Raw genomic sequence first — 15,728 nt, forward strand, 5'->3', positions numbered from 1 at the left:
GGCATGCTCCTTCGATGATACCCCTAACGATGCTGAAGGCGACAGGTTCCGGCCGAACGATTTTCTGCGCCCGCCATCCGGCGATCCTCAGAAAGCGCCGGCCTCGGGCGAAGCCAATTCCTCGATTGCGTCGACACGGTCGGGATAGAAGGCGAGATGGTCTTTGATGTTGCTGACGGCGGCATGCGGGGCTTCGTAGGTCCAGGCCGCGTTCTCGGAGCGTTTGCCGCCCAAAGCAATACTGTAATAAGAGGCATCGCCCTTGTAAGGGCAATGCGTGCCGTGATCGGTGCGCTGAAGCAACGACATGTCGACATCCCTGCGAGGGATATACTGGACCGGTGGATAGGAAGCCTCGCGCAGCGTCAGCGCGTTGCGGCTATCGGCGATCGTCCTGCCGGCGACGGTGACGACGACGCGGCAGGGATTGTGCTCGACGGTGATCGGATGGTCCGGCCCCGGAATCTTGATCGACTTGTCCAACATGGGTTCGTCTCCAGAAGATGAGGATGCCCCTGAGATAGGGCGCTCATGCCGCCGGCCCAAGCCGCGAGCGTTTCCTTCCCTCACCTGGAATGCGAAACGCGGCGATGCCTGACTGAGGGCGGCGGTCGCCGCTGTCACCGACCAGTGACGCGCGAATGCATCCGCGAGCGTCGCAACCAAGCTGGCGGTATCCTCGCCGGCCCCGGCATGCAGCGCCTCGGCGACGACCAGCACCGAGCGCGTCGTCTCGCGCACCGCCGAGAGCCCGCTCTGCCGGTTCGTCCAACGGCGGGCATGAGCCCTACCCTCATCATCCGCGAAGATCACCTCGCCCGGCTCAGGATGTTCGCTTTGACCGCTGAAGGTGAGATAGGTCTCATGCCCCGTTGCATGCCGCACCTGGAGATCGCCGGCAATTTTTTCCGTGTCGAAGACGGCGACAGGAATGGCAAAGGCGAGTGAAATCGCATTGCAGAGATCGACGAGCGGATGAAGGCGCGGCAGCGCGTGCTCCTGGCGGAAGCGGCGCAGCAGCGCCTCGGAGGCCGAGCGATATTGCGTCGGCTTCAAGCCCATGCGGGAAAAGCCGCGCCGCCAGGCCTGGATCTCCGGAAACTCGCTTTCCTGGGCTTTCGCGAGGCGGGCCACGGCGATCGCGCTGAAACTTGCGATCGCCTCTTCCACGTCTGCCGACGCGTCAATGCCATCGGCATAAAACGCGCCGGCGGCAAGCTCCGGAAAAGCCTGCCATATCGCGTCGGAATGGCTGAACTGCATGATCATTTCCCTTCGATGAATTTCCTGTGGCTTCCGGCAAAGGCAAGCCCGGACACCGCCGCCAGCACGCAGGCGATGCCGGCGATGTGGTTGAAGCCGATCGGCTCGCCGAGGAGGACGAAGGCGAGCATGACGGCCGAAACCGGCGCAAGCGCGGTGAAGAGCGCGGCTTCGGTGCCGCTCACCCTCTCTGCCCCCGCATACCAGAGCAAAAAGCCGCCGACGGTCGGCACCAGGGCGTAATAGACGACGGCAGCGGCAGCGCTTTCGGCAAACCCATGAACGGGCGCCTCGAAAATGGCCGGAACGATCGAGAAGACGAAACCGATGCCGGTCATCAGCGTCGACTGGGCAAGCGGGGCAATGTCGGCCGTCAGCCGCTTGTTCAAGAGAATGAACAAGCCCTCGCAGATGACCGCGAGGAAAATCAGCAGATTGCCGGCAAGCGACCCGCCAGTCGCCCCCGGCGTGAAGGCGATCGAAAACACGCCGGCGCTCGCCAGCGCCACCGCCAGAAGCAGGGCGCGCCCCGGCCGTTCGCGCAGCAGCAGGATCGAAACCGCCGCCGCGACCACCGGCAGCGTGCCGATGATGACGCCCGCATCGGCGGCCGAAGTCAGGCTGAGGCCCGATATCAGCAGCGTCGTATAGCCGACACTGCCGGCGCCGGCCTGAATGACGAGGATGAGACGGTCGTGGCTGGAGAGCTTCGGCACCCGGGCGCCGCTTGCCCGCATCAGCAGGAAAAAGACGGGAAGAGCGAGGGCGAAGCGCAAGGCGGTGGCCGTGAAGGGCGGCAGTCCTGACGCGATGATCTTGCTCGCAATGACAGTGCTGCCGACCGTCAGCATGGCCAGCACCAGATAGAAATAGCCTTGAACCTGTCTCGACATTCCGCGCCTCCGATTGGATGCGCCGAAGAAACAGCAGCGACAGGTCGGGGTCTTGAACGAAATTGCAGAGCGTATGACCAAAGCTGGCCAGCCCCGTCCTTCGAGGCCGCTTACGGGGCTCAGGATGAGGCTGGAGAGAGGTCGCAGCCTGCGGCACCACGAATCAGCCTTCCACCGCTCAGAGAAAAGCGCCGGCATAAAGCCGCGGCGACAGGCCGTATTTGCGCACGAAGACGCGCGTCATGTGGCTCTGGTCGGCAAAGCCGCTGGCAAAGGCGGCTTCCGCAAGCGGCATGCCCTCAGCGATCAGCCGCCGGGCGAGATGGATGCGGGCCTGGACGAGATAGGCATGCGGCGTCAGTCCCGTCGCCTTGGCGAAGCCGCGCAGCAGCTGGAAACGGCTGAGGCCGCTTTCCCGGGAAAGATCGGCCAGCGAGACGTCAGCAAGCGGATCGTCGTCGATCAGATCCCGCGCCGCGCGGATGGATGACGGCACCGGCGGCCTCTCCTCGCTGCCGTCGCCTTCCCGCATGACATCGGCGACGAGGTGCAGAAGCAGTTCCTCGCAAAGCAGCCCGTCGGCAGCACCTGTGGTCGCCGCGCGAAACAGCGTTTCGAAGCGGGTGGCGATCGCCGCATCGCGAATGACGGGATGCGGGATTTCCGAGCGCCCTGCGCCGATCTCTTGCGAAAGGCCGGTGACGATCTCGGGATCGAAATAGAGGATGCGCCACGACCGGCGCTCGCCGATCGGCGCGCCGTCATGCACCTCATTCGGATTGACGGTGATGATATCGCCGGCCTCGGCCTCCACCACGCCGCGCCCGCTGAGCGATTTCTGTGCTCCCGATGAGACGAGGCCGATGCCGAACTGCACATGCGTGTGCCTGGCGAAACTGTGAGGCGTTTCGGCTTCCACCGCTTCGACGCCGGTCAGCGCCGAGCGCAGCATCCTGAACTGGTTTTTCGGCATTTCACATCCGCAGGTCCGATGCCGGCAACTCTGCCAGCCTCGCCTTGATGACGCAACCGTCTAGAAGAACTCATCGAGCAGCTGATAATAATCGAGCTTTGCCGGATCAGGCGCCGGCAGGCCGTAACGATCGAGAAAAGGCTGCACCAGCGCCTCGCCGAAATTATAGGCGATGCTGCGGCAGGCCAGCGCAATATCCTGATAGCGGTCGGCGACGCCGAGGCGGCTGCAATCGATATAGCCGGAGAATTGGCCGCCGGAAGCGACGAAGTTCGGCAGGCAGGCGTCGCCATGGGTGACGACGAGATCCTCGCTGGTTGGCCTCATACTTTCGAGCGCGGCGAAAAGTTCAGCAGCCCTTTTCCCAAGCCGCGCCGGATCGAAATCCTCCTCGTCGACGATTCCCGCTTCCATATGCGCCTTGGCCACCGGCAGGCGCTTTTCCAGGCGGTGATCGAACGGACAGGAAGTGATCGGCAAGCGATGAAGATCGAGCAGTGCCTCCGCCAGCAATTCGACGCGCGCGCGCGGCGTCAGCGCCGAAGCGCTGGCAAGATCGCTTCCCGGCAGGGCGCTCATCAGCAGCCAGATACGCTCGCCGTCGCTTTCTCGCGCGATCACCTCCGGGCATGGCAGGCGGCAAGCCTTGAGCCAGGCAAGCCGGGCCGCCTCATCGGCGAGCTCGCCGAACGGCCCTGCCGCCTCGGCCTTCAGATAGAGCGCCGGCAGACCCTCGCCTTCGAGCCGAAAGACGCTCGCGGCGGAACGGCCGAGCGCATCGCGTTCGAACCGATAGCCGGCCAGACGGGCAGCAAGCGGGCCAGGCAATCTCTCGAAAGATGTCAATGCAGCGTTTCGGCGGGCGCAGTTTCAAGAAGGATCTCGAAGGCCTCTTCGAGGGCCGCCACCAGAATATCGGTCAGCTCGTCGCCTTTGTTTTCCAGGAACAGCGCAGCCACGGCTTCATCCTGACGCTCCAGAAAACGCTCGATCTCGTTCGACATATCATTGTCCCTTCTTCACCGTACCATCACGGCCATAGGGAGAGGCTAGATGCGGTTCCTTGCGTGTGGCTTGTTGCGGGCAGGCTCGTGCCACGAGACGATCAGTACTTCAGAAAGCCCCGGCTTTTCCATTGGCTTTTTGGAATCTTGTCTCCAACGTCGAAACGGAAGGATATTACCTTCCTGGCATCATTGTCGACTTGGCATATGAGGGTAACGTCGTACCACCAGCCTGAACTCTGGAAGGCGCCGCCCGTACCATTAAGAATATTCCCCTTGCTGACACGCGGAAAAGAAGGCAGGAAATCCGGCTTATACCCCTCCGGAGCATGGATCAATTGCTGCTGAAGTTCGGTCTGGCAGAGCACATTGATGCGCGCAGCTCGAGGTAGATTCTTAATGGCGTTCCTAATCATCGGATCAGCCGTAGCCTTCTCGGAATATAGTATCTTTGCCTCTGTAAGCTCTTCCGATTTGCTGACCTTAGCTTCCGCGGTAACAGGAGGCGTCGGCGCCGTTTCCTTTGGGTGCTCCGCTTGCTCCAAATTCGTCCTTGCCTCGTCCAATCTGACGCCGTCCGGCTCGGTTTTTTCCGCATTGACTTCAGCAATTTGCACCTGTGGCAGTTCGATATCCTGAGGCACGGCATTCGCCGCAGGCATTGTCTTCGAAACCTCGGATTTTTCTGGCTGCGGCGGCTCGACGGGTGCGCTTGCCGGTTTCACGTCGGCAATGGATGGCTTCGGTGCATCCGCATGCCGCGGCAATGCCTGTTCCTTTTGTTCCGGCGCAGTATCCTTGTCGGCAAACTCAGGGACTGAATGCGAGATGCTTTGCATCGGGGTGCTCGGCTCAGGCTTTACAGCGTCTGACGGCGGCGGCGGTGGCGCGGGCGGAGGAGGCGGTGATGGCGGCGGTTGCTTCTTGGCCTGTTCCGGCGGCTTCGGCTCCGGCGGCTTCTCGGGCTTCTTTTCTTCCGGCTTCTTCTCCTCCGGCGGCGGGACGAGCTCCACCTTCACGCTCTCGTCTTCAGGCGGCTTCGGCTCGATCTTCGGCAGGCCGAAAATGAGAAGGGCGATGAGCGGCACGTGCAGAAGCACGGACGCGCCGACGCCCCAGCGGATTTCAGGCCGCTGTTCTGGCGCTTCATGCGCTTCTGCCGGTTCGACGTCTTCTTCTGCCACAGCAGCGATGTGGCCTTTAAAGCCGGCAGCATCAAGCCACAAAAGCAAAAAACCGCGTGACCGCTGCCGCAGCTGTGGCCAGCAGGCCGTCATCAGTCAGCGCCACGCGGTCTCCGGCGCGCCGTGCCTTGGTATCCGAACCGGCTTTAAGCCGCAGTCAGCCGAGCGAGCCGATGAGATCCCGATAGGCGGCCTCCGGGAACGCCTTCAGCGTCTCGGTGCGGACATTCCCCGCCATGGCGAGCGACAGCGTAAAATGCGCCATCACCGCGTCATCGGGCGCCTCGCAGACGGCGACCATGTCATGTCCGCCCATCGTCAGATAGAACTGGTTGAAGGAGCCGCCGACGCCGGCGAGCAGTTTTTTCGCCGCGTCCAGCCGTTTTGTCGAGTCGCGAACAGTGCGGATGCCTTGGTCAGTCCAATCGATCAAGAGAATGTAAGTGGTCATGTCGCACCTCCTAACGGAGGATTGGCCGACAGGTACACATCGACCTCGCTCGCGAGTCGCGATCGATCCTTTCCCCCGTGGGCGGCGATTATAGCCTTGTCACCACCGAGGGACAAGAAAGCCGCCGTGATCATTGGTGTTAATCACAAAAGCAAAAGCCGGGCGTAAAGCCCGGCTTTTTCAAATCGCAACGGCATTAAAACTTAGCTGTCGAGGAACGAGCGCAGCTTGCGCGAACGGCTCGGATGCTTGAGCTTGCGCAGCGCCTTCGCCTCGATCTGGCGGATACGTTCGCGGGTGACCGAGAACTGCTGGCCGACCTCTTCGAGCGTGTGGTCGGTGTTCATGCCGATGCCGAAGCGCATGCGCAGCACGCGTTCCTCGCGCGGCGTCAGCGAGGCGAGAACGCGAGTGGTCGTCTCGCGCAGGTTCGCCTGGATGGCGGCGTCGATCGGCAGCAGCGCGTTCTTGTCCTCGATGAAATCGCCGAGATGCGAATCCTCTTCGTCGCCCACCGGGGTTTCGAGCGAGATCGGCTCCTTGGCGATCTTCAGGACCTTGCGGACCTTTTCGAGCGGCATGGCGAGCTTTTCGGCCAGTTCTTCCGGCGTCGGCTCGCGGCCGATTTCATGCAGCATCTGGCGCGAGGTGCGGACGATCTTGTTGATCGTCTCGATCATATGCACCGGAATGCGGATCGTGCGGGCCTGGTCGGCGATCGAACGGGTGATCGCCTGCCGAATCCACCACGTCGCATAGGTCGAGAATTTGTAACCGCGGCGGTATTCGAACTTGTCGACCGCCTTCATCAGACCGATATTGCCTTCCTGGATGAGATCGAGGAACTGCAGGCCGCGGTTCGTGTACTTCTTGGCGATCGAGATGACGAGGCGAAGGTTCGCTTCGACCATTTCCTTCTTGGCGATGCGGGCTTCGCGCTCGCCCTTCTGCACCATGTGCACGATGCGGCGGAATTCCGAGATCGAAATGCCGGTTTCCGTCGCGAGATTCTGGATCTCCTGGCGGATGTCGCGGATCGTCGTATTCTCGGCCTTGGCGAATTCCTTCCAGCCGCGAGCGGCCAGATTGCCGATCGACTTCATCCAGTTCGGATCGAGCTCGGCACCCTGATACTGCTCCAGGAACGAGTCGCGCTTGACGCCGTAGGATTCGGCCAGACGCAGCAGGCGGCCTTCGTTCTGCACGAGGCGCTTGTTGATGTCGTAGAGCTGCTCGACCAGTGCATCGATGCGGTTCTGGTTGAGCGACAGCGACTTGACCGCCTTGATCAGCTCGTCCTTGAGCTCCTTGTAGCGGCGCTCCTGGGCGGACGACAGCGTGCCGGTGGCGGCAAGGCGCTGCTCGACCTGCTGGTCCTGCAGCTTGCGCAGTTTCTTGTAGGTCTCGGCAATGATGTCGAGCGTTTCCATGACCTGCGGACGCAGCTCGGCTTCCATCGCGGCGAGAGAGAGGTTGGATTCGTCCTCGTCCTCTTCCTCCTCTTCGGGAGGCAGGCCTTCGCCGCCGACATCGGTGATGTCGTCGTCGCCGGAGCGGGCGCGCCGGGTCTTTTCCTTCTCTTCCGCCGCCTTGCGGTCGGCCTCGATCTTCTCAGGACTCTGGAACTGCGGCGCGGCCTTGGCTTCCGGACCGGAATAGGTCGTTTCGAGATCGATGATCTCGCGCAGAAGCGTCGTGCCTTCGTTGAGTTCGTCGCGCCAGATGATCAGGGCCTGGAAGGTCAGCGGGCTCTCACAGAGGCCGGCGATCATCGTCTCACGGCCGGCTTCGATGCGCTTGGCGATCGCGATTTCGCCTTCGCGCGACAGAAGCTCCACCGAGCCCATCTCGCGCAGATACATGCGCACCGGGTCGTCGGTACGGTCGGTCGGCTCTTTCTTCTTGGCGGTCGCAAGCGCGGTGCCGGCCGAAGGCGCGAGCTCGCCGCCTTCGCTGTCCTCATCACCGCCGGCGTCGTCGTCATCGCCACCGCCGGAAGCACCAGCCTCTTCGGCCTCCTCGTCCTCGATGACGTTGATGCCCATGTCCGACAGCATCGACATCGTGTCTTCGATCTGCTCGGAGGTCACTTCCTCGGACGGCAGGACGGCGTTCAGCTCGTCCATCGTCACATAGCCGCGCTTCTTGGCGGCCTTGATCATTTTCTTGACCGCATCGTCGGAAAGATCGAGAAGAGGGCCGTCGCTTGCGCCGTCGCGTTCGACTTCCGCGTCTTCGTTCTCTTTGACCTTGGTTGCCATTTATATCGTCGCCTTCCTGACGCTATCCAATCTCGCTACGGTGAATGGGCCGTCTCAGGGCCTGACGCGCCGCTCGCGTCGCCCTTCAAATCACCTGAGCCCACCTAACGGGATGACATTTAAAGTCTGATTAACCACGATCGCCGGTACCGGACAGCAAAGCTTTCTTGCCTTTGGATTTCCGGCCATGGTTGCGCGATCCGCCTTGACCCTGTTCACCGTTTCAACAAGTCGAACGGTGATTCCCACATTTTTTGTTCTCGTCAAGCTTTTCCAGCAAAAAAGCCCGCGAAAACTCGGAAAAAGCCTTATCCACAGGCTTTGAACCGCGGCTGCGATTGCGAACCTTATTTAAGAAGCAGCAAACAAAAGACAAGGGCGGCCGGAATTTTGCCTGCCGCCCCGTTGTTCCGGCCATTTCCTGCAATTGTGCCGACGTTATATTCGCCCTCTCCGGGTAGATATTGGCTAACGTGCCTGGCCGTCGTAAGGCGTCACCTTCAGCGCGCCGAGATCGATCGCGGGAATGCAGCGCAGATTGATCGAAGCCATCGCCGCACCGTTCGGCGCCACGCCCTCGCCGAAGGGGGCGATGCCACAATTGGCGCAGAAATGATGCTTGATGACATGCCGGTTGAAAGTATAGGTCGAAAGATCGTCTTCCGGTGTCTTCAGCACCAGTTTCTCGCGCGGCACGAAAGCGAGAAGCCCTCCCCGCCTGCGGCAGAGCGAACAGTTGCAGTCCAGCGCCTCGGTGAATTCGCCTTCGACCGCGAAAGCAACGTTGCCGCAATGGCAGCTTCCTTCGTAGAGCATGTTGTCCTCCCTCACATCCAGTCCATCACGACCTTGCCTGAATTGCCCGACCGCATCGCCTCGAAACCATCGCGGAAATCGTCGATCTTGATGCGATGGGTGATGATGGGCGAAAGGTCGAGGCCGCCTTGCACGAAGGCGATCATCTTGTACCAGGTTTCGAACATCTCGCGGCCATAGATGCCCTTGAGATTGAGCATCTTGAAAATCACCTTGTTCCAGTCGATCTCGAATCCGGCGGGCGCAATGCCGAGAATGGCGATCTTGCCGCCATTGTTCATCTTGTCGATCATGTCGCGGAAGGCGGGTGCTGCGCCCGACATTTCGAGCCCGACGTCGAAACCCTCCGTCATGCCGATCGCCTTCATCACGTCGGCGAGGCTTTCCTTCGATGCATCGACGACATGGTCGATGCCGAGCTTGCGAGCCAGGTCCAGACGGTGCGGATTGATGTCGGTGATAACAACCTTGCGGGCGCCGGAACGCTTGGCGACGAGCGCTCCCATGATGCCGATCGGCCCGGCGCCGGTGACGAGCACGTCCTCGCCGACGAGATCGAAGGAGAGCGCGGTATGCACAGCATTGCCGAACGGATCGAAGATCGCGGCGATCTCGTCTGATATATCGTCCGGGATCGGCACGACATTGCTTTCGGGGATACAGACGAACTCGCCGAACGAGCCCGGCCGGTTGACGCCGACGCCGAGCGTGTTGCGGCAAAGATGCCCCCTGCCCGCCCGGCAGTTGCGGCACTTGCCGCAGACAATATGCCCTTCGCCGGAGACCCGCTCGCCGACATGATAGCGGGTGACCGCCGATCCGATCTCGGCAATCTCGCCGGAGAATTCATGGCCGACGACCATCGGCACCGGAATGGTCTTCTGCGCCCACTGGTCCCAGTTCCAGATATGCACGTCGGTGCCGCAGATCGCCGATTTCTTCACCCGGATCAGCACATCGTTCGGCCCGACCTCGGGCACCGGCACATTCTCCATCCAGAGCCCGACTTCCGCCTTCGACTTGACCAGCGCCTTCATCATGTTCGACATCGACAATATCCCGCCCTTGTTCTGGTGCCGGACCTTGCGACTCCCTCTTCTCCCCAACGGGGAGAAGGTGCCCGTAGGGCGGATGAGGGGGCCACACGGCACGCCATAGAGACCTTTTGTTTCTCGCTTACCGCTCGAAACGTCGCTTTTCTCCGCCCCCTCATCCGACCCTTCGGGCCACCTTCTCCCTACTGGGGAGAAGAGGGAGCAAGCCTCGCTCAAATCACACCCAGCTCCCGCCCAGCTTCCGCAAAAGCCGCAATCGCCCGCTCCACATCCGCTCTCGAATGCGCCGCCGACATCTGCGTGCGGATACGGGCCTGGCCTTTCGGCACCACGGGGAAGGAGAAGCCGATGACATAGATCCCCTTCTTCAGCATCAGGCTTGCCATGTCCTGCGCGAGTTTGGCGTCGCCAAGCATGACCGGGATGATCGGATGGCCTTCGCCGGCGAGTGTGAAGCCGAGCTTGGTCATCTCGGTGCGGAAGAGATCGGCATTGTCGGAAAGGCGCTTGCGCAGGGCATCGCCGTTTTCGATCAGGTCGAACACTTTCAGCGAGGCAGCGGCGATGGCCGGGGCCAGTGTGTTCGAGAACAGATAGGGCCGCGAACGCTGCCGCAGCCATTCGACGACTTCGGCTCTTGCCGACGTGTAACCGCCGGACGCGCCGCCGAGCGCCTTGCCGAGCGTTCCGGTGATAATGTCGATGCGGTCCTCGACGCCGCAATATTCCGGCGAGCCGCGGCCATGCTTACCGACGAAGCCGACAGCGTGGCTGTCGTCGACCATGACCATGGCACCGTATTTCTCGGCGAGATCGCATACGCCGCCCAAATTGGCGATGATGCCATCCATCGAGAAGACGCCGTCGGTGGCGATCAGCTTGAAGCGGCTACCTTCGGCCTTCTTCAATTCTTCTTCGAGTGCCGCCATGTCGTTGTTGGCGTAGCGGAAGCGCTTGGCCTTGGAAAGACGCACGCCGTCGATGATCGAGGCATGGTTCAGTGCGTCGGAAATGATCGCATCCTCTTCGCCAAGCAGCGTTTCGAACAGGCCGCCATTGGCATCGAAGCAGGAGGAATAGAGGATCGTGTCCTCCATGCCGAGAAAGGCAGAAATGCGGGCCTCGAGCTGCTTGTGTTCTTCCTGTGTGCCGCAGATGAAGCGCACCGAGGCCATGCCGTAACCGTAGCGGTCGAGCGCCTGCTTGCCGGCCTCGGCCAGTTCCTCGTTGTCGGCAAGACCGAGATAGTTGTTGGCGCAGAAATTCAGCACCCGCTCGCCGGTGGAAATCGCAATCTCGCCCGCCTGCTTGGAACTGATGACCCTCTCCGACTTGTAGAGGCCGGCATCCCTGAGCGCCGAAATCTCGGCCCGGAGATGGGAAAGAAATGGCGAGGTCATGGGCGGCCCTTCCTGACGTTTTTTATAGCAATCGGGTTAGCATATCGCTGCTTGCTTGTCTTCTCGCCGCACCAAAATCAGCGGGGCCGTTCAATCCTTATCGTGCGAGAGAATGATCTCCAGGAAAGCGTCGCCATAGCGCTCGAGCTTCGATTGCCCGACGCCCGATATGCCGAGCAATTCCTTGCGGCTGCGCGGCCGTTCCGTCGCAAAAGCGATCAGCGTCGTATCGGGGAAGACGACATAGGGCGGTACGCCGAGCGATTTGGCGATCGACATGCGCTCGGCTCTCAGCGCCTCGAAAAGCGTGCCGTCGGCGCCCGACAGGCCCGACTTGCGCTCGCTGCGCTCGGCCTTCTTCGTACGCCGTTCGGAGGCCGGCCGGTCCTTGCGGAAGAAGACCTGCCGTTCCTGCTTGAAGACGGCGCGCGCCTCCGACTCCAGCTTCAGCGCCCCATAGGCCTCATGATCGATACGGATCAGCCCCATGGCGAGCAGCTGGCGGTAGACGGATTGCCATGTGCGCGCCGGAATGTCCTTGCCGGCGCCGAAGACCGGCATATTCACATGGCCGAAACGCTCGGTCTTTTCGTTGATGTTACCGACCAGCACATCGATGACATGACCGGCGCCGAACCGCTCGCCGGTGCGATAGATGGCGGCGAGCGCCTTGATCGCCGCTTCCGTGCCTTCCCAGGTCTCGACCGGCTTCAGGCAGGTGTCGCAATTGCCGCATTGGCCGGCATGCGCCTCGCCGAAATGGGCAAGGATCGCCTGCCGGCGGCAGGAGGCGGTTTCGCAGATCGCCAGCAAGGCGTTGAGCTTGGCGCGCTCGACCCGCTTGATTTCGTCTGCAGCGTTGCCCTCATCGATCATGCGGCGGCGCTGGATGACGTCGGCCATACCATAGGCCATCCAGACCTCGGACGGCAGCCCGTCTCGGCCGGCGCGCCCGGTCTCCTGATAATAAGCCTCCACCGAACCCGGCAGGTCGAGATGGGCGACATAGCGCACATTCGGCTTGTCGATGCCCATGCCGAAGGCGACGGTCGCGACCAGGCAGAGGTTCTCTTCTTTCAGGAAAGCATCCTGATTGCTGTCACGCAGCGCCCGGTCCATGCCGGCGTGATAAGGCAGCGCGCGGACGCCCTGCCCGTTCAGCCACTCGGCTGTATCCTCGACCTTGGCGCGCGACAGACAATAGACGATGCCACTGTTGCCCTTATGGCCGGAGAGGAAGCGCAGGAGCTGCTGGCGCGGCTGGTCGCGCTCGACAATTTCATAGGCAATATTCGGCCGGTCGAAGCTGGTGGTGAAGATTTCGGCATTGCCGAGTCCCAGCCGCTCGATGATATCGTCACGCGTATGCGGGTCGGCCGTTGCCGTCAGCGCCACGCGAGGCACGCCCGGATACTGTTCGCCGAGCCGGCCGAGCTCGCGATATTCCGGGCGGAAATCATGGCCCCATTGGGAGACGCAGTGGGCCTCGTCGATCGCAAACAGCGCGATCTTCTCACTGGCGATCAGCTCGCGGAAACCATCCGTCAGGATGCGCTCGGGCGTCACGTAGAGAAGATCGAGCTTTCCCGCCGAAAGCGCGCGACGAACCTGGACGAACTCCTCGCGCGACAGCGACGAATTCAGCGCCGCAGCGCGAATGCCGAGCTGCTTCATCGCCTCCACCTGATCGCGCATCAACGCAATCAGCGGCGAGACGACGATGCCGACGCCGTCGCGGCAAAGCGCCGGGATCTGGAAGCACAGCGATTTGCCCGCACCTGTCGGAAAAAGCACCACGGCATCGCCGCCGGAAACAATATGCTCCACCACCTTCTGCTGTTTGCCGCGGAAGGAGGAATAACCATAGACCTGCTTCAGGACGTCGAGCGGTGAGCGGCCAGCGGAAAACAGCGCATCGGAAGCGGAAAAGCCTGGTTCATTGCGTTCGCTGAACGGCATCAGTGGTTCGCCGCCCCTTTGACACGGCCAGAAAGTACGCCGAAGCCGTCGATGATCGCCTCCTGGTTCTCCAGGCGTACGCCTTCGAGATGCACTTCCTGCTGTGCCCGTATCAGCTGAACGATCGCCTCGCCGTCGCCGGCCTCGGTCGCCAGCGCAATCTCGCGTTCCAGCTCCATCTTCTGCCGGCGCAGCGCCTTTGCCCGTTTGTGGAAGGCGAGCGCCTGGCGATAGCCCTCACGCGCATCCTCCATCGCCGCCTCCTCGGTCGCCGTCCAGAGCCTGGCATTGCGCACCTGCTGGTCGAGGCTTTTGATCAGCGAACCGAAGCCTTCGAATTCCAGCCTTTCGGTCAGATAGTCGCGCGTCAGGTGCGGGCCGGCAACGGCAGCGGCTGCGCCGAGCATCGCCGACCAGAGCCGCTGCAGCTCGCGGCTGTCATATTCGATCGCGGCGATTTCATCATAATCGTCGATCATCAGGGCCGGATGATTGACGATGGTGAGCGCCAGCACGCTTTCGCGCAGCGCCGTATTGTCCCGGTGTCCGCGCACGGGGCCTGAGCGGGCGAGCCGGTCGGAAATCAGGCTGGGGCTTTTCGGTCCTGCCTTGGACGCATTGACGCGGCCGTTCCGGGAATTGCCGCTAAAACCGCGCCGCTCGCCATTGTTGCGGTTCTGGAACTGCGGCTGGAAGAAGGCGTTCAGCCGGTCGCGAATATCCTGCTGGTAATGGCGGCGCACATTTTCGTCGGCGATGACGGCGACGAGCTGCTTCAGCCGTGCTTCGAGCTCAGCGCGCGCCTCGGGCGTATCGAACTTGCCGGTGTTGATTTCCCGGCTCCACAGCATCTCCGAAAGTGGCTTCGCCTGGCTCATCACCTTGTCGAAAGGCGCGCGTCCCTCGTCACGCACGAGATCATCCGGGTCCTTGCCATCAGGCAGAAGCGCGAAGCGGACGGAGCGGCCGGGCTTCAGATGCGGCAGCGCCAGTTCGGCGGCGCGATTGGCGGCGCGAATGCCCGCGCCGTCTCCATCGAAGCAGAGTACCGGCTGCGGCACCATCTTCCAGAGCAGCTCGAGCTGGTTTTCGGTGAGCGCCGTGCCGAGCGGCGCAACGGCGTTTTCGATGCCGGCCTGATAGAGCGCGATCACGTCCATATAACCTTCGACGGCGATGATGGTGCCGCTCGCACTGTCATCCTGATCGCCGCGGCCGGGACCCTGTATGGCGCGGCGCGCGCGGGCGAAATTGTAAAGGACATTGCCCTTGTGGAAGAGCTCCGTCTCGTTGGAGTTCAGATATTTCGCCGGCGCATCTGATGACATGGCGCGCCCGCCAAAGGCGATCACCTTTTCCCGCGACGAGAGGATCGGGAACATGATGCGGTCGCGAAAGCGATCGTAGGAAACCGGCACGTTCTCATGGACAACAAGGCCGCAGGCCTCGATCTGGTCCTTCGAGACGCCCTTGCCGGCGAGGAATTCCTTCAGCGCATTGCGGCTGTCGGGCGCATAACCGAGACGGAAGGTCTCGATGGTACGCCCCGTCAGCCCGCGATCGCGCAGATAGGCGCGCGCCTTTGCGCCATTGGCCGTCTGCAGCTGGTCCTGGAAGAAGCTGGTCGCCATTTCCATGACGTCGATCAGCGAGCCGCGTTCTTTTTCGCGTTTCTCCATGACGGGATCGGCAAGCGGCATCGGCACGCCCGCCATGTCGGCGATCTGCTGCACCGCCTCGGGAAAACTCAAGCCCTCCAGCTCGGTCAGGAAGCGGAAGTGGTCGCCGGTGACGCCGCAGCCGAAGCAGTGATACCGACCCTTTCGGTCCTCGCAGTGGAAGCTCGGCGATTTCTCGCCATGGAACGGGCAGCAGGCCCAGTAGTCGCCACGCGAGACATTGGTCTTACGCTTGTCCCAGCTGACGCGGCGCGCGATCACGTTCGAAATCGGAACGCGGTCGCGGATCTCATCGAGAAAGGTGTTGGAAAAGCGCATTTATCCCTCTTGGCCAAGCTCCATATAAGCTGCTTTGCCGCACCATGCCACGAAACTCCTCAGCAAAACCCGCTATTCACAGGCAAGTGCACCCAATGTCGATGGCGTCGGTTATCCAATCAACAACGCGTGAGCACCCCCTGCGACAGGGGTGCGACACTATTAGCGCCGAACGGCCTGGGGTCGGTCGCCGCAAGAGTTGCGACATAAGTGCTGGCGAGACACGGAATCGAATAGAACGTTTAAAAACAGCCCCTTATCGGCACGGTCGATCGCGCGTCGTGATCCTCGCGGCGCCTGCCGAACCTTCGCCTCGAGGCGCTCAAAGCGCCGTTTCCGGCAATCATTATTTTTTTGTAATTTGAACAAACAGCCGCACCGCCATAGGTTCGATCTCAACAAAGCGATCCCCGAGCGAAGCACCATCCCTACCCCCGGCGCCGCTTCGCAAGGGTGCCTTTGCAAATACCCT

13 protein-coding genes and 1 pseudogene are annotated in these 15,728 nt (G+C 61.9%); all 14 read right to left on the minus strand.

The features are described from left to right. Window positions 1-87: 87 nt before the first annotated feature. The 14 genes and pseudogenes from B5E41_RS05875 to dnaG all read right to left on the minus strand — a co-directional run bounded on the left by B5E41_RS05875 (window position 88) and on the right by dnaG (window position 15,256). Window positions 88-486 carry a DUF427 domain-containing protein gene (locus B5E41_RS05875; RefSeq protein WP_088392017.1) on the minus strand — a complete coding sequence of 133 codons (399 nt, stop codon included), beginning with the start codon at window positions 484-486 and terminating at the stop codon, window positions 88-90. Window positions 487-573: 87 nt separating this feature from the next. Next, a pseudogene (locus tag B5E41_RS05880) lies at window positions 574-1,263 on the minus strand (B3/B4 domain-containing protein); the annotation flags it as partial. Window positions 1,264-1,265: 2 nt separating this feature from the next. After that, complete coding sequence (locus tag B5E41_RS05885) at window positions 1,266-2,156, minus strand: DMT family transporter (RefSeq protein ID WP_088391811.1); 891 nt, start codon at window positions 2,154-2,156, stop codon at window positions 1,266-1,268. A gap of 178 nt (window positions 2,157-2,334) precedes the next feature. Further along, window positions 2,335-3,129, minus strand: a complete 795-nt coding sequence (locus B5E41_RS05890) for an AraC family transcriptional regulator (protein WP_088391813.1) — start codon at window positions 3,127-3,129, stop codon at window positions 2,335-2,337. Window positions 3,130-3,189: 60 nt separating this feature from the next. After that, window positions 3,190-3,975, minus strand: a complete 786-nt coding sequence (locus B5E41_RS05895) for an APH(3')-II family aminoglycoside O-phosphotransferase (protein WP_088391815.1) — start codon at window positions 3,973-3,975, stop codon at window positions 3,190-3,192. Continuing rightward, window positions 3,972-4,133: a hypothetical protein gene (locus tag B5E41_RS31620; RefSeq protein ID WP_176439342.1), complete on the minus strand. Its 162-nt coding sequence runs from the start codon at window positions 4,131-4,133 to the stop codon at window positions 3,972-3,974. Before B5E41_RS31620 ends, B5E41_RS05895 begins: the two co-directional genes overlap by 4 nt. Before the next feature lie 101 nt (window positions 4,134-4,234). Further along, window positions 4,235-5,410, minus strand: coding sequence for a DUF930 domain-containing protein (locus B5E41_RS05900; protein ID WP_088391817.1), 1,176 nt, complete (start codon window positions 5,408-5,410; stop codon window positions 4,235-4,237). A gap of 64 nt (window positions 5,411-5,474) precedes the next feature. Then, the gene (locus B5E41_RS05905) at window positions 5,475-5,768 is read right to left on the minus strand and encodes a GYD domain-containing protein (RefSeq protein ID WP_004677701.1); all 294 of its coding nucleotides are present in this window, start codon (window positions 5,766-5,768) and stop codon (window positions 5,475-5,477) included. A 203-nt stretch (window positions 5,769-5,971) separates the two neighbouring features. Further along, entirely contained in the window at window positions 5,972-8,029 is a 2,058-nt protein-coding gene (gene rpoD / locus B5E41_RS05910) for an RNA polymerase sigma factor RpoD (RefSeq protein WP_011426193.1), read from the minus strand. A gap of 468 nt (window positions 8,030-8,497) precedes the next feature. Beyond that, window positions 8,498-8,845: a GFA family protein gene (locus tag B5E41_RS05915; protein WP_085860096.1), complete on the minus strand. Its 348-nt coding sequence runs from the start codon at window positions 8,843-8,845 to the stop codon at window positions 8,498-8,500. An 11-nt stretch (window positions 8,846-8,856) separates the two neighbouring features. Further along, window positions 8,857-9,894 (minus strand): L-threonine 3-dehydrogenase, encoded by a 1,038-nt coding sequence (tdh, locus tag B5E41_RS05920; RefSeq protein ID WP_088391819.1) that lies wholly within the window; start codon window positions 9,892-9,894, stop codon window positions 8,857-8,859. A 218-nt stretch (window positions 9,895-10,112) separates the two neighbouring features. Beyond that, a complete protein-coding gene (locus tag B5E41_RS05925; RefSeq protein ID WP_088391821.1) occupies window positions 10,113-11,300 on the minus strand; it encodes a glycine C-acetyltransferase in 1,188 nt (395 codons plus the stop codon). 90 nt (window positions 11,301-11,390) lie between these two features. Further along, window positions 11,391-13,259 (minus strand): DNA helicase RecQ, encoded by a 1,869-nt coding sequence (gene recQ / locus B5E41_RS05930; protein ID WP_088391823.1) that lies wholly within the window; start codon window positions 13,257-13,259, stop codon window positions 11,391-11,393. After that, complete coding sequence (dnaG, locus tag B5E41_RS05935) at window positions 13,259-15,256, minus strand: DNA primase (protein ID WP_088391825.1); 1,998 nt, start codon at window positions 15,254-15,256, stop codon at window positions 13,259-13,261. Before dnaG ends, recQ begins: the two co-directional genes overlap by 1 nt. Window positions 15,257-15,728: the final 472 nt, after the last annotated feature.

It is taken from the genome of Rhizobium esperanzae (assembly GCF_002204185.1).
GTDB lineage: Bacteria > Pseudomonadota > Alphaproteobacteria > Rhizobiales > Rhizobiaceae > Rhizobium > Rhizobium esperanzae.

What these genes read in the sequence shown, in the direction of transcription:
- B5E41_RS05875 (WP_088392017.1), bottom strand. Translation starts at nt 486, where the DNA reads ATGTTGGACAAGTCGATCAAGATTCCGGGGCCGGACCATCCGATCACC.
- B5E41_RS05885 (WP_088391811.1), bottom strand. Translation starts at nt 2,156, where the DNA reads ATGTCGAGACAGGTTCAAGGCTATTTCTATCTGGTGCTGGCCATGCTG.
- B5E41_RS05890 (WP_088391813.1), bottom strand. Translation starts at nt 3,129, where the DNA reads ATGCCGAAAAACCAGTTCAGGATGCTGCGCTCGGCGCTGACCGGCGTC.
- B5E41_RS31620 (WP_176439342.1), bottom strand. Translation starts at nt 4,133, where the DNA reads ATGTCGAACGAGATCGAGCGTTTTCTGGAGCGTCAGGATGAAGCCGTG.
- B5E41_RS05900 (WP_088391817.1), bottom strand. Translation starts at nt 5,410, where the DNA reads ATGACGGCCTGCTGGCCACAGCTGCGGCAGCGGTCACGCGGTTTTTTG.
- B5E41_RS05905 (WP_004677701.1), bottom strand. Translation starts at nt 5,768, where the DNA reads ATGACCACTTACATTCTCTTGATCGATTGGACTGACCAAGGCATCCGC.
- rpoD (WP_011426193.1), bottom strand. Translation starts at nt 8,029, where the DNA reads ATGGCAACCAAGGTCAAAGAGAACGAAGACGCGGAAGTCGAACGCGAC.
- B5E41_RS05915 (WP_085860096.1), bottom strand. Translation starts at nt 8,845, where the DNA reads ATGCTCTACGAAGGAAGCTGCCATTGCGGCAACGTTGCTTTCGCGGTC.
- tdh (WP_088391819.1), bottom strand. Translation starts at nt 9,894, where the DNA reads ATGTCGAACATGATGAAGGCGCTGGTCAAGTCGAAGGCGGAAGTCGGG.
- B5E41_RS05925 (WP_088391821.1), bottom strand. Translation starts at nt 11,300, where the DNA reads ATGACCTCGCCATTTCTTTCCCATCTCCGGGCCGAGATTTCGGCGCTC.
- recQ (WP_088391823.1), bottom strand. Translation starts at nt 13,259, where the DNA reads ATGCCGTTCAGCGAACGCAATGAACCAGGCTTTTCCGCTTCCGATGCG.
- dnaG (WP_088391825.1), bottom strand. Translation starts at nt 15,256, where the DNA reads ATGCGCTTTTCCAACACCTTTCTCGATGAGATCCGCGACCGCGTTCCG.